Source organism: Actinomadura sp. RB99 (assembly GCF_014706005.1).
Classification (GTDB): Bacteria; Actinomycetota; Actinomycetes; order Streptosporangiales; family Streptosporangiaceae; genus Spirillospora.
In genome coordinates this window covers 1-12,565 of sequence record NZ_JABMCA010000134.1, presented here as the reverse complement: position 1 = coordinate 12,565, position 12,565 = coordinate 1, and the positions used below count along the sequence as shown (strand labels likewise).

Here is a 12,565-nt window from a genome sequence, read left to right as displayed (position 1 = left end):
CCGGAAGTTAAGCCCTTCAGCGCCGATGGTACTGCATGGGAGACTGTGTGGGAGAGTAGGACACCGCCGGACATTTTGTGAGGAAGGCCCCGCCGTTCACGGCGGGGCCTTTCGCATTTCCGGGGTCAGTCCCAGTGGCCTGCCGCGGCGGCCTCCGTGACGTAGTCCTCGAACGCCCTGGGCGGCCGGCCGAGGGCTTGGTCGACGCCGTCGGACACCGTCGCCTCCCGGTCGTCGCGGATGTTCGCGAGGAGACCGGCGAGCACCTTCGCGGTGCCCGCGGGGACGCCGTTCGAGGCCAGCCTTTCGGCGAAGGCCTCCGGGGTGACGTCGACGTGCCGGACCGTGCGCCCAGCGGCTTTGCCGATGAGCTCGGCGGCCTCGGCGAAGCTGATCGCCCGCGGTCCGGTCAGCTGGTAGGTCCGTCCGCTGTGCTTGTCGTCGGTGAGCGCGTCCGCCGCGACCTCGGCGATGTCCTCGGCATCGACGAACGGAGTGCGGCCGTCGCCGGTCGGCACGGCCAGGGTGCCGCTGAGGACCCACGGCTTCCAGAACGACTCGCTGAAGTTCTGCGCGAACCAGCCGGGGCGCAGGATCGTCCAGCCGACACCCGATCCGCGCACGGCCCGTTCGGCGGACTTGAGGGGATGGTCGTCGGCGGCCTCGCCCACCCCGTGGGCGGAGAGCAGGACGAGGCGCCGCACGCCGGCGGAGACCGCCTCGGTCACGAACGCGGGGATGCGCGCCTCGCGGTCCGGGACCGGCTGGAGGACGGGCTCCAGGAGGTAGACGGCGGTGGCGCCGTCGAGGGCGGTCGGCCAGGTCGCCGGGTCGCCGAGGTCGACGGTCACGTCGCTTCCCGTGCGGGACGCGGTGCGGACGGAATGGCCGGCGGCGCGCAGCCGCCGGACGACGCGGCGTCCGGTCTTCCCGGTGGCGCCGAGGATGAGTGTGGTTTCCATGGCTCCTACGCAACCGCATCAGGCGTAGACGATCCATGAGAGAACGTCTCGAATACCTTTGTCATCGTCTAGCGTGGTGCGGCATGGACGTCCTGAGCGATCTGCTGCATCGGGCGCGTGCGGGGGATGCGCTGGTCAGGCAGCTGGTCCAGCGTCCGCCATGGGCGCTGACCTTCGACGACACGGCTGCGCTCACGGTGGTCGCCACGCTCGGAGGCCATGCGGCGGTCCGGCTGGAGGGGTCCGCCGCAGCGCCGGTCCGCCTCGGCGCGGGCGACATCGCCCTCATCACCACGGCCGGCGAGTACACGATCGCGGACGACCCGTCCACCCCCGCCCAGGTCGTGATCCGGCAGGGGAAGAAGTACCGGGCCGACAGCGGCGATCCGGTCGCGGGTGCGGAGTGGAACCTCGCTCCCCGCACCTACGGCGACGGGCTGCCCGGTGCCACCGTCATGCTGCGCGGGGCCTACGAGCTGCACGGCGACGTGGGAGGGCGGATCCTGGAGATGCTTCCGGAGGTGGCGGTCGTCCCGGCCGGACCCCGGACGCGGGGCGCGCTCGATCTGCTCGCCGCCGAGGTCGGCCGCGACGAACCCGGCCAGGACGCCGTCCTGCACCGGCTGCTGGACCTGGTGCTCGTCCTGGCGCTGCGGGCCTGGTGCGCGCGGCCGGAGTCGGAGCTGCCGTCCTGGTACCGGGCGCTGGCGGATCCGGCGATCGGCGACGCGCTGCGCCTGCTGCACGGGGACCCGGCGCGGCGCTGGACCGTCGCCGCGCTCGCCGCCGAGGCCGGGATGTCCCGCGCGTCGTTCGCGGCGCGTTTCACCGGGCTGGTGGGCGAGCCGCCGCTCACGTACCTCACCGGATGGCGGATGACCCTCGCGGCCGATCTGCTGCGCGACACCGACGCGACGGTGGCGGCGGTGGGGCGCGAGGTCGGTTATGAGGACGCGTTCGCCTTCAGCGTGGCCTTCAAGCGCGCCCGGGGCGTCAGCCCGTCCCGCTGGCGGCGCGGGACGGGCTGACCCGGTCGGCTGCTCGGGCGGGGTGTCAGGTGAGGACGTTGAAGATCGCCTCGGCGCTGTCGCGGTTCTTGTAGAGGTTCCAGGCCGCGTCGGCGAGGTCGTCCGGGTCGAGCGTCCCGACGGTCATGCCGCCGAGCCGCTCCGACTCCGCGAGGAACATGCGGTGGATGTCGCCGCGCTCGATGAGGCCGCCGATGGTGAGGGTGCCCGCGTACACGCCTTGGTCCGCCAGCGCGGCGTTCAAGGTGATCGCGTAGTTGCGGAGGGCGGCGGACGAGATCGCCAGGTTCCCGATCATCGGCAGCGGGACGACCGAGCTGAGGCCGCCGGCGAACAGCAGGGCGCCGTCCCCGCGCTCCAGCATGCCGGGCAGGACCGCGCGGACCGCGTCGATGGCGGGGTACACCCAGCCCATCGCCTCCTGGGCGGCGGGGACGTCCGTCTCCGTGATGGGTGCCGGGCGGGCGGCCGGGTCGGCCGCGCCGGGACCGTAGTAGAGGACGTCGATGGCGCCGTGCCGCGCGGTGATCGCGTCGAGGGCGCGGAGCAGGCCGTCGCGGTCGCGGATGTCCGCCGGGTGGGACGTCGCCTCGATGCCGGCGGACGCCAGCGACGCGAGGTAGCCGGAGTGGCGTGAGGCGTTGCGGGAGACGAGGGCGATCGCGTGCCCCTCGCGGCCGAACCGGTGGGCGATCGACATGCCGAGCCCGGGGCCGGCGCCGATGACGACGGTCGTCGCGGTCATGGTCGGGACCTCCAATAAGTTGAGGAGCCCCTCAAGTTAGCCGAAAGTCGAGGGTTTCCTCAACTTCGTAGGATGGCGGCATGTCCAGGAGCAGGCCGGCGCGGGCCGACGCCGCGCGGAACCGCGAGAAGCTGGTGGCGGCCGGGGCGCAGGTGTTCGGGGATCGCGGCCTCGACGCACCGCTGGAGGAGGTCGCGCGCCGCGCCGGGGTCAGCATCGGCACGCTCTACAACCACTTCCCCGCACGTCAGGACCTCTTCGACGCGATCTTCCCCGTCCGGCTGGCCGAGCTCGACCGGCTCGCCGCGGCGGCGCTGGACGATCCCGATCCCTGGTCGGGGTTCGCCGCCTTCATCGAAGGGATCGTCGCGCTCCAGGCGGAGGACCGGGGGCTGAACGACGTGCTCGCGCGCCGCTTCCCGCCGGCGTCCGAGCTGAGCGAGGCGTGCCACCGCGGATTCGAGCACCTGGCCGCGATCACCGAGCGGGCCAAGGAGGCCGGGCGGCTGCGGAGTGACTTCGAGGTCACCGACCTGGTGCCGCTGATGTGGGCGATGTCCCAGATCATCCGCGAGTCGGGGGACGCGATGCCCGCCGTCTGGCGCCGGTTCCTGGGGGTCTACCTCGACGGGCTGCGCGCGGGCGCGGCGCATCCGCTGCCCGCTCCCGCGCTGTCACCGGAGGAGATGGCCGAGTTCATGGGCCGCGGCTGATCAGCGAGCCTGCTCCAGGGCGCTCAGGAGCTCCTGGACGGCATCGAGCTCGTCCTCCCCGAAGACACGGATGCCGTCGCGGCGCAGGAGGGCCGTCGTCACGCCGGTTCCGGGGACGGACGCGCCCGAGAACGTGCCGTCGTACACGCGGCCGCTGCCGCACGACGGGCTGCCCTCCTTCAGGAGCGCGATGCGGGCGCCGGCGCGCTCGGCGGCGGCCAGCGCGAGGCGGGCGCCCCGCAGGAACGCGGCGGTCACGTCGGCGCCGGCCTCGGTGACGACCCGCGCGGTGCCGTCGAGGACGGCGCCGCCGTCGCCGCCGACGATCTCGGCGGGCGGCCGGGGGACCGGCAGCCCGCCCGACACCTCGGGACAGAACGGCACGAGCCGGCCCTCCGCGCGCCACCGCTCGAAGAGGCCGCCGCCCACGGGCTTGGCGGCCCCGTCGTATCGGACGGGCCGTCCCACGAGGCAGGAACTGACCAGTATGCGCTCCACGCCTTTCAGCCTATGCGGGGACGCGGAGACGTCTTGCGCCTCCCTGATCCCCGGCGAATAGTTGTGGGCATCCCCCGTCGATTGGGAGCCCGGCATGGTCCTTCTCGGCCGTCGACTCCCGGAGGCGCCTTCCGAGGGACGTCCCCGGGGCTCGGTCCTGGTGTCCTGGCTGACCACCACCGACCACAAGGTGATCGGATACCTGTATCTGACCACGTCGTTCGTCTTCTTCCTGCTGGCCGGCCTGATGGCGATGGTGATGCGGGCGGAGCTCGCCTCACCGGGCCTGCAGATCGTCTCCAACGAGCAGTACAACCAGCTGTTCACGATGCACGGCACGGTGATGCTGCTGCTGTTCGCGACGCCGCTCTTCGTCGGTTTCGCGAACGTGGTGATGCCGCTGCAGATCGGGTCCCCGGACGTGGCGTTCCCGCGCCTCAACATGCTGAGCTACTGGCTGTTCCTGTTCGGCGGCGTCATCGTTTTCGCGTCGTTCGTCTCGCCGGGCGGCGCCGCGGGTTTCGGGTGGACGGCGTACGCGCCGCTGAACAGCGCGCTGCGGTCGCCCGGAATCGGCGGCGACATGTGGATCATGGGGCTGGCGCTGTCGGGATTCGGCACGATCCTCGGCGGCGTCAACTTCATCACCACGGTCATCGGGATGCGGGCGCCGGGAATGACGATGTTCCGGCTGCCGATCTTCACCTGGAACGTCTTCCTGACGAGCCTGCTCGTGCTGATGGCGTTCCCGGTGCTGGCGGCGGCGCTGCTGTGCCTGGAGGCGGACCGCAGGCTCGGCGCGCACGTGTTCGACGCGGCGTACGGGGGCGCGCTGACCTGGCAGCACCTGTTCTGGTTCTTCGGGCATCCCGAGGTGTACATCATCGCGCTGCCGTTCTTCGGCATCGTCACCGAGGTCATCCCGGTGTTCAGCCGCAAGCCGCTGTTCGGCTATTTCGGGATGGTCGGCGCCACGATCATGATCGCCGGGCTGTCGATGTCGGTGTGGGCGCACCACATGTTCACCACGGGGCAGGTCCTGCTGCCGTTCTTCTCGTTCATGTCGTTCCTCATCGCCGTGCCGACCGGGGTGAAGTTCTTCAACTGGGTCGGGACGATGTGGCGCGGCCATCTCAGTTTCGAGACGCCGATGCTGTTCGCCGTGGGCTTTCTCGTGACGTTCCTCTTCGGCGGGCTGACGGGCGTCATCCTGGCGTCGCCGCCGCTGGACTTCCAGGTGCAGGACTCCTACTTCGTGGTGGCCCACTTCCACTACGTCGTCTTCGGCACGGTCGTGTTCGCGATGTTCTCCGGCTTCTACTTCTGGTGGCCGAAGATGACGGGGAAGATGCTGAACGAGGCGTGGGGGAAGGTGCACTTCTGGACGCTGTTCATCGGTTTCCACACGACGTTCCTCGTCCAGCACTGGCTCGGCGCGGAGGGGATGCCGCGCCGCTATGCCGACTATCCCAAGGAGTTCACCGCGCTGAACCGGATCTCCACCGCCGGTGCGTTCCTGCTCGGGATCTCGACGCTGTTCTTCATCTACAACGTGTACCGGACGTCGCGCCGCGGCACGCGGGTTCAGGTGGACGATCCGTGGGGGTTCGGCAATTCGCTGGAATGGGCGACCTCATGTCCGCCGCCGCGGCACAACTTCACGTCCATCCCGCGGATCCGCTCGGAAAGGCCCGCCTTCGACCTCCACTACCCGAAGGCCCCCGAGGCCGCGCCGGACGAGACGGCCTGACGCGGCCGCCATGCCCCGGAAACGGGGAACGTGAAGCGGTGGACGCCGACGCAGTGCATGCCCGCGCGCGGGGGTGGGGCGCGCGCGGGCGGGGCGGCTACTTGGCGATGCGGCTGACGGCGATCTGCGCGACGCGTACGGCGGCGGCCGGGTTGAGGCGGACGCCGCGCCAGGCGAGGCGGCCGTGCGCCGGGGCGACGATGAGCGCCTGGTTCTTGGCGACGCCCTTCATGATGTCGCGGGCCAGCTTCTCGGCCGTGTAGAGGCGCGGCGACGCCTTCGCGATGTCGCCGGTCGCGTTGCCGCTCAGCTGCGTCTCGGGCAGGTCCGGGTTGACGTTGTGCAGCAGCGGGGTGTCGACGAAGCTCGGGCAGACCACGCTGACCTTGACACCGCGCCCGGCGGCCTCGGCGCGCAGGCCGAGCGACAGGCCGACGACCGCGTGCTTGGTGGCGGTGTAGGGGATGCCGATCGGCATCGGGACGAGCCCGGCGAGCGAGGCGGTGTTGACGATGTGCCCGCGGCCCTGCTCCAGCATGATCGGGTACGCGGCGTGCACGCCGTGCACGACGCCCTTGAGGTTGATGTCGATCGCGCGGTTCCAGTGGTCGAGGGTGAGCTCCTCGGCCAGCCCGCCGATCGCGATGCCGGCGTTGTTGAAGACCAGGTCGAGCCGGCCGTTCTCCGCCTTCACGCGCTTGTAGAGGTCGGTGACGGCCTCGGCGTCGGTGACGTCGAGGGGGGCGGAGGACGCCTTGCCCTTGCCGAGGGTGTTCAGCTTGTCCGCGACGGCCGCGGCGCCGTCGGCGTTGATGTCGCTGACCACGACGGTGTCGCCGCGCGCCACCAGGGACGTGGCGATCGCACGGCCGATGCCGGATGCGCCTCCGGTCACGATCGCGATGCTCATTCTGCGCGCTCCGCTCGATGCGTCTAATTGGATGTTGTGTTCAATTGCGGGATTCTACGGGGTGGGACGGCCGGGCCGACACTCACCCGGCTACGGAACGGGGACCGCCGGCTCGTCGTCGCGCCCCTCGACCGTGAAGTCGCGCGGGTCGAGGCGGCGCGTCCGCAGCCAGTAGTTCACCGTCGACGCGGGCCAGGCGGCCCGGTTCACGCCGTTGCGGTCCAGGTACCAGCTGTCGCAGCCGCCGGACACCCAGACCGCGCCCTCCGACTTGCGCTGCACCCAGGCGTTGAACCGGTCCTGCACGGACGGCTTCACCGAGATCCGCGCCCCGCCCGCCGCGTCCAGCATCGCCAGGCACTGCAGGACGTAGCGGACCTGCGCCTCGATGATGAAGATCATCGAGTTGTGGCCGAGGCCGGAGTTCGGGCCGAGCAGCAGGAACAGGTTCGGGAAGCCCTTCACCGCGACGCCGAGATGCGCCTCGATGCCGTCCTTCCACGCGTCCTGGATCTTCAGCCCGTTCCGGCCCGTGATCCGCGCGTTCTCGAACGCGTCGGTGACGTGGAACCCGGTGCCGAAGATGATCGCGTCGACCTCGTGCTCCCGGCCGTCGCGCGTGACGATCGAGTGCTCGCGGACCTCGGCGATGCCCTCGGTGGTCAGCTCCACGTTGGGCCGCATCAGCGCCGGGAAGTAGTCGCTGGACACCAGCGTCCGCTTGCAGCCCATCGTGTAGTCGGGGGTCAGCTTGCGGCGCAGCTCGGGGTCCGGCACCTGGCGGGCGAGGTGCCACTGCGCGATCGAGCTCGCGGCCTTGAGCAGGCGCGGGTTCTTGAACCCGAGGACGAAGCTCTCCTGCAGCAGGTAGATGCCGTTGCGGTAGCCGCGCTGGAACCCCGGGACGCGCCGGAACAGCGCCTTCTCCAGCCCGGTCACCCTGCGGTCCGGCTTCGGCATGATCCATGGCGGTGTCCGCTGGAACACCGTCAGCGATCCGGCCCGCTTCGCGATCTGCGGGACGAACTGGATCGCGGACGCGCCCGTGCCGATCACCGCGACGCGCTTGCCGGTCAGGTCGTAGGAGTGGTCCCACTCGGCGGAGTGGAACGTCGTGCCCTCGAAGGACGCGAGGCCGGGCAGGTCGGGGACGTTCGGCTGGTGCAGCGGGCCCATGCCCGCCGCGAGCGCCCGCCCCCGGACGATCTCGCCGGGCTCGGCGCCCGCGCCCTCGACCGACAGCTGCCAGGTGTCGGTGGCGTCGTCGTACTCGGCGGCGGTGACCTCGGTGCCGAACCGGATGTGCTGCTCCAGCTCGTACTTGCCGACGATGTCCTTGATGTACCGCAGCAGCTCGCCCTGCTTGGGGAACATCCGGGACCAGTCGTTCTTCGGCTCGAACGAGTAGGAGTACAGCAGCGACATGATGTCGCAGGCGCAGCCGGGATAGGTGTTCTCCCGCCAGGTGCCGCCGACCTCGTCCGCCTTCTCCAGGATGACGAAGTCGTGCACGCCGGCCTTCTTCAGCCCGATCGCCATGCCGAGGCCGGAGAAGCCCGTCCCGATGACGACGACCTTGTACGGCCCGCCGCGTCCCGCCGCCGGCGTCACCACGGCGTTCCGGCGCGCGGCGGGACCGTCCGGCCCCGCCGCGCCGGCGCCGTTCGCGCGGGCGCCGTTCGCCCCGGCCATCGCTCAGGCGGCCTTGGGCTCGTCGACGGGGCGCCGCGTCCCCGGCCGGTCCCAGATGCCGAACGCCTTCCAGACCCGCTTGTTCACCGGGTCGATGACGCCGAGCTCGGCCATCAGGTCGCGGATCTTGCCGACCGAGTTGGCGATCTCCGCCTGCGAGGCGGGGCTCTTGTAGGCCTGCCGGACGACGTCCTTGGGGATGTTGAAGTGCCGCACCATCGGCCCGGGCGGGGACAGCATGATCCGCGCCATCACGCCGAGCACGATGGGGGTCGCGAAGCCGAGGATCCGGCGGCGCGCCGGGTTCATGGTCGGGATCCGGTGCTTGAGGTAGTGGCGGGCGAAGGAGATGTGCCGCGCCTCCTCCGCGATGTGGATCTTCATGATGGTCTCTTCGAGCGGGTGCTTGATGTGCCCGCCCTTGAGGGACTTGCGCTGCACGTAGTCGATGGGGTCCTCGCCGCCCAGCACGAACACGAAGAACATCTCCGTGCTGACGAGCGGGATCCACGGCGCGGCCTGCGCGATGAGGCTGAGCGAGCGCGGCATGCCGCGGATCGGCATCTTCGTCCGGTTCACGAACTCCTGGAACATCATCCCGTGGTGACATTCCTCGGTCGTCTCGTGGTAGACGTACCGGAACTCCGGCCGGCCGTTCGGCAGCCGGTAGGCGTAGTTCAGCAGCCCGCGCTTGAGCAGGTTCTCGAACTGCAGGCCGATCTTCATGGCGGTGGCGACGCGCCACAGCCCGATCTGCGCCTGGATCTCCGGCGGCTGCGACCGGTACCACTCGGTCTCGCCGAGCCGGTCGAACTGCGGCAGCACCCAGCGCGGGTCGTTCTTGTCGACGACGAAGTCCGGGTCGTCCCACGGGATGTCGGCGTAGGCCTCCCAGTGCTTGTCGACCGACGCCTTGTTCAGGCGGTCGACGACGCCGAGATACGACTTCCTGTCCTTGACCTGCTCGCGGACCTCGTCGGCGAGTTCGGTGGGGGCTTTCGGCATGTGAGGCGCTCCCTCGGGGGTGGTGCGGCCTGCGGGGGCCGGGGGTGACTCTGCGGGGCTAGGAGGTGCCCGCGGCGGTGGTCGCGGGCCGTTGCGGTGGCGCGCCGCCGGTCTCGCCGTCCGGTTCCGGCGCCGGTGCGGGCGCGGGTTCCGGTGCGGGGGCGGAGGCGGGCGCGAAGTCGGGGGCGGGGCCGCCGGGCTCCGGGACGATCAGCCGGGCGATCTCCTTCACCTGGCGGAGCACCGCGGCCTGGTTGCCGCGCGCGTCGTCGTCCAGGGCGTTCTGGATCGACAGCCCGACGAACATCGCGAACAGGCCGCGCAGCATCGTGTCGGTGAAGTCGGGCGGCAGCGTGTTCGCGGGGAACAGCTTCTCGAAGGTCTCGGCGATGGTCTGCAGGATCCGCTCGTTCAGGTCGACACAGAGCGGGCGCAGCTCCTCGTCGGTGCGGGCCGCGACCGCCAGCTCCATCAGGGCCTTGGCGGGCCGGCCGCGGAAGACCTCCCAGAGCAGGTCGAGCGCGCCGGTGACGTCGCGGCGCTCCTTCGGCAGCACCGCGAACGCCGTCTCGTACGCCATGCGCTGCGCCTCCAGCAGGTGCTCCAGCGCCGCGGCGACCAGGATCATCTTGGTCGGGTAGTGGTGCTGCTGAGCCCCGCGCGAGACGCCCGCGCGGCGGGCCACCTCGGTGGTGGACGTGCCGGACCAGCCGAGGTCCACCAGGCACTCCATGGTGGCCTCGAGGAGCCGGGCCTGCGTGCGCGACCGGCGTTCCTCCTGGGTCCGGCGCGTACCGCTGCTGTGGCGCCGGCGCCGGCGGCTGCTCACTGACACGCCTCCAACGGTACGAGCACACTTACAAGCAAGCAAGCCTGCTTGTATGTTGCCCGCATCACAATTGGACATCGCGTCTTATTGATCTTCCGGCGGGGACGTACCCCCAGTGGGGTACCCGGCCCGGCTCCGCTGCCGCCCCCGTCGTACGCGCGGGCGCGCCGGTGCCGCCTCCGGGGTAGGCGCGGTGCCTCTCGCTGCCGGACGACGCGGGCCGTACCGGCGCGTGACGATCCCGGCCATGGGAAACGCGGCAGAGGCAAGACGAACCATCGGCGAGGCGGACGCGGCAACGGGCGGCGCCCGCACGGAACGGCTCACCAAGGTCTACGGGACCGGCGACATGGCGGTGCGCGCGCTCGACGAGGTGAGCGTGGCGTTCCCCGCCGGGCGCTTCACCGCCATCATGGGCCCGTCCGGCGCCGGCAAATCGACCCTGATGCACTGCGTGGCGGGCCTGGAGGACGCCACGTCCGGGAAGGTCTACGTGGGCGACGAGGAGCTCGGGGCGCTCTCGGACCGGCGCCTGACCCGGCTGCGGCGCGAACGCATCGGGTTCGTGTTCCAGGCGTTCAACCTGCTCCCGACGCTCACCGCGAAGGACAACATCGTCCTGCCGATGACGCTGGCCGGCACCCGTCCCGACCGGGAATGGCTGGACACCGTGGTGCGGGTACTGCGGCTGGGGCAGCGGCTCACGCACAAGCCGTCGGAACTGTCCGGCGGGCAGCAGCAGAGGGTGGCGCTGGCGCGCGCGCTGGTCACCCGTCCGCAGATCGTGTTCGCCGACGAACCGACCGGCAACCTCGACTCGCGTACGGGCGCCGAGGTGCTCGACCTGCTCCGCGGCGCCGTCGACGACCTCGGCCAGACGGTCGCGATGGTCACCCACGACCCGGTCGCGGCCGGCTACGCCGACGCGGTCGTGTTCCTCGCCGACGGGCGCGTCGTCGACGTGATGGACGAGCCCACGGCCGACCGGGTCCTCGACCGGATGCGCGGGCTGGGGGACCGGTCATGACCGGGCTCGTCTTCAAGGAGCTGTGGGGGCGCAAGCGCCGCATGGCCGGCTCGCTGGTCGCGGTGTTCCTCGGCGTGACGTTCCTGACCGGCACGCTGGTGCTCGGCGACACGCTCGCGTCCAGCATCGACGGCTACTTCTCCGGCGCCTACGGCAGGAGCGACGTCAGCGTCCGCAACGCCACCAAGGTGAGCGACGCGCCGTGGGGCGCGCGAGGCCAGATCGACGCGTCCGTGCTGGGGAAGGTGCGCGCGGTGGACGGCGTCGCGAACGCCGAACCCGTCATCCAGGGCTCCGGGCAGCTGCTCGCCAAGGACGGCACGACCATCCCGTCCCGCGGCCCGAGGACCGCCGGGAACTGGCTGAACGACCCGAAGCTGAACCCCTACCGGCTCGCCGAGGGACGCGCGCCGCGCGCCCCGGACGAGGTCGTCATCAACAAGATGTTCGCCGACGAGGGCAAGCTGAAGGTCGGCGACCGGACGGCCGTCCTCACGCCCGAGCGCGTCCCCGTGACGGTCGTCGGGATCAGCAGGTTCGGCTCCGAGGACGCGTTCGGCGAGACGTCGTTCACCGCGTTCAGCCTGGAGGGCGCGCAGCGGTACGTCGCGAAGACCCCCGGACGCATCAGCGGCGTCTCGATCCGCGCCTCCGGCGGGGTGAGCCAGGACGAGTTGGCCGCGCGCATCCGCCCGGTGCTGCCCGCCGGAACCGAGGCCGTCACCAACCGCGCCCAGGTCGACGAGGGCATGACCGCCGTCCAGGACGGCTTCCTCAAGACGTTCCGGATCGTGCTCGGCGCGTTCGGCGGGGTGGCCCTGTTCGTCGCGGCGTTCAGCATCCACAACACGTTCGCGATCACGATGGCGCAGCGGACCCGCGAGTCCGCGCTGCTGCGCGCGCTCGGCGCGGGCCGCCGCCAGGTCCTCACCGTCGCCGCGATCGAGGCGCTGGTGATCGGCGGCGCCGCGACGCTGGCCGGGCTCGCCGGCGGGTTCGGCTTCGCCGCGCTGCTCCGGCTGCTGTTCACGACCTTCCGGATCGGGATCGTGATGGAGGGGCTCACCGTCTCCGCGACGACGCTGCTGGTCGCGGTCCCGGCCGGGCTGCTGGTGACGCTCGTCGCGGCGCTCGGGCCCGCGCTGCGGGCGTCCCGCGTGCGGCCCCTGGCGGCGCTGCGCGAGGTCGCCGCGGAACCGTCCCGGGTGTCCGACACCCGCGTGATCGTCGGCGGGGTGTTCGCGGCGGTGGCCGCGGGCACGGTCGTGCTGGGCGCGTCCGGCGGGCAGGTCGCGATGGCCGCCGCCGGCGCGGTGCTCGGCCTGGTCGCGATGGTCGTGCTCGGGCCCGCCGTGGCGAAACCGGCGGCCGCCGTCGCCGGCGCCCCGGCCGCGCGGCTGCGCGGC

The 12,565-nt window shown here is 71.5% G+C and carries 12 protein-coding genes; 5 read left to right on the top strand and 7 right to left on the bottom strand.

The genetic code is table 11. The features are described 5' to 3' along the window. Nucleotides 1-125: 125 nt before the first annotated feature. Complete coding sequence (locus tag amrb99_RS48265; protein WP_190868838.1) at nucleotides 126-962, bottom strand: NAD(P)H-binding protein; 837 nt, start codon at nucleotides 960-962, stop codon at nucleotides 126-128. 83 nt (nucleotides 963-1,045) lie between these two features. Between amrb99_RS48265 and amrb99_RS48260 the strand changes: the two genes are divergently transcribed. Further along, nucleotides 1,046-1,990, top strand: coding sequence for an AraC family transcriptional regulator (locus amrb99_RS48260; protein ID WP_190868837.1), 945 nt, complete (start codon nucleotides 1,046-1,048; stop codon nucleotides 1,988-1,990). Nucleotides 1,991-2,015: 25 nt separating this feature from the next. Here the strand turns inward: amrb99_RS48260 and amrb99_RS48255 are convergent, their stop codons facing one another. After that, nucleotides 2,016-2,735 (bottom strand): SDR family NAD(P)-dependent oxidoreductase, encoded by a 720-nt coding sequence (locus amrb99_RS48255; RefSeq protein ID WP_190868836.1) that lies wholly within the window; start codon nucleotides 2,733-2,735, stop codon nucleotides 2,016-2,018. Nucleotides 2,736-2,815: 80 nt separating this feature from the next. Here amrb99_RS48255 and amrb99_RS48250 point away from each other — a divergent pair, with 80 nt between their 5' ends. After that, nucleotides 2,816-3,448: a TetR/AcrR family transcriptional regulator gene (locus amrb99_RS48250; protein ID WP_190868835.1), complete on the top strand. Its 633-nt coding sequence runs from the start codon at nucleotides 2,816-2,818 to the stop codon at nucleotides 3,446-3,448. Here amrb99_RS48250 and amrb99_RS48245 read toward each other — a convergent pair whose 3' ends face one another. Further along, nucleotides 3,449-3,946, bottom strand: a complete 498-nt coding sequence (locus amrb99_RS48245; protein ID WP_190868834.1) for a 2-thiouracil desulfurase family protein — start codon at nucleotides 3,944-3,946, stop codon at nucleotides 3,449-3,451. Between the two features lie 94 nt (nucleotides 3,947-4,040). On the opposite strand from amrb99_RS48245, the gene ctaD reads away from it, so the two are divergent. Continuing rightward, a complete protein-coding gene (gene ctaD / locus amrb99_RS48240; protein WP_190868833.1) occupies nucleotides 4,041-5,696 on the top strand; it encodes a cytochrome c oxidase subunit I in 1,656 nt (551 codons plus the stop codon). A gap of 97 nt (nucleotides 5,697-5,793) precedes the next feature. Here the strand turns inward: ctaD and amrb99_RS48235 are convergent, their stop codons facing one another. From amrb99_RS48235 to amrb99_RS48220, 4 genes are all read right to left on the bottom strand, one after another. Next, nucleotides 5,794-6,606 carry an SDR family oxidoreductase gene (locus tag amrb99_RS48235; RefSeq protein WP_190868832.1) on the bottom strand — a complete coding sequence of 271 codons (813 nt, stop codon included), beginning with the start codon at nucleotides 6,604-6,606 and terminating at the stop codon, nucleotides 5,794-5,796. A gap of 90 nt (nucleotides 6,607-6,696) precedes the next feature. After that, nucleotides 6,697-8,298, bottom strand: coding sequence for an NAD(P)/FAD-dependent oxidoreductase (locus amrb99_RS48230; protein WP_190868831.1), 1,602 nt, complete (start codon nucleotides 8,296-8,298; stop codon nucleotides 6,697-6,699). Between the two features lie 3 nt (nucleotides 8,299-8,301). Further along, nucleotides 8,302-9,303, bottom strand: a complete 1,002-nt coding sequence (locus tag amrb99_RS48225) for a diiron oxygenase (RefSeq protein WP_190868830.1) — start codon at nucleotides 9,301-9,303, stop codon at nucleotides 8,302-8,304. 58 nt (nucleotides 9,304-9,361) lie between these two features. After that, a complete protein-coding gene (locus amrb99_RS48220; protein ID WP_347257185.1) occupies nucleotides 9,362-10,138 on the bottom strand; it encodes a TetR/AcrR family transcriptional regulator in 777 nt (258 codons plus the stop codon). Nucleotides 10,139-10,379: 241 nt separating this feature from the next. Between amrb99_RS48220 and amrb99_RS48215 the strand changes: the two genes are divergently transcribed. Beyond that, on the top strand, nucleotides 10,380-11,159 hold the full coding sequence (locus amrb99_RS48215) for an ABC transporter ATP-binding protein (protein WP_190868829.1): 780 nt from the start codon (nucleotides 10,380-10,382) through the stop codon (nucleotides 11,157-11,159). After that, nucleotides 11,156-12,565 (top strand): ABC transporter permease (locus amrb99_RS48210; protein ID WP_190868828.1); only part of this gene is annotated, 1,410 nt, incomplete at its 3' end. The genes amrb99_RS48215 and amrb99_RS48210, both read left to right, overlap by 4 nt.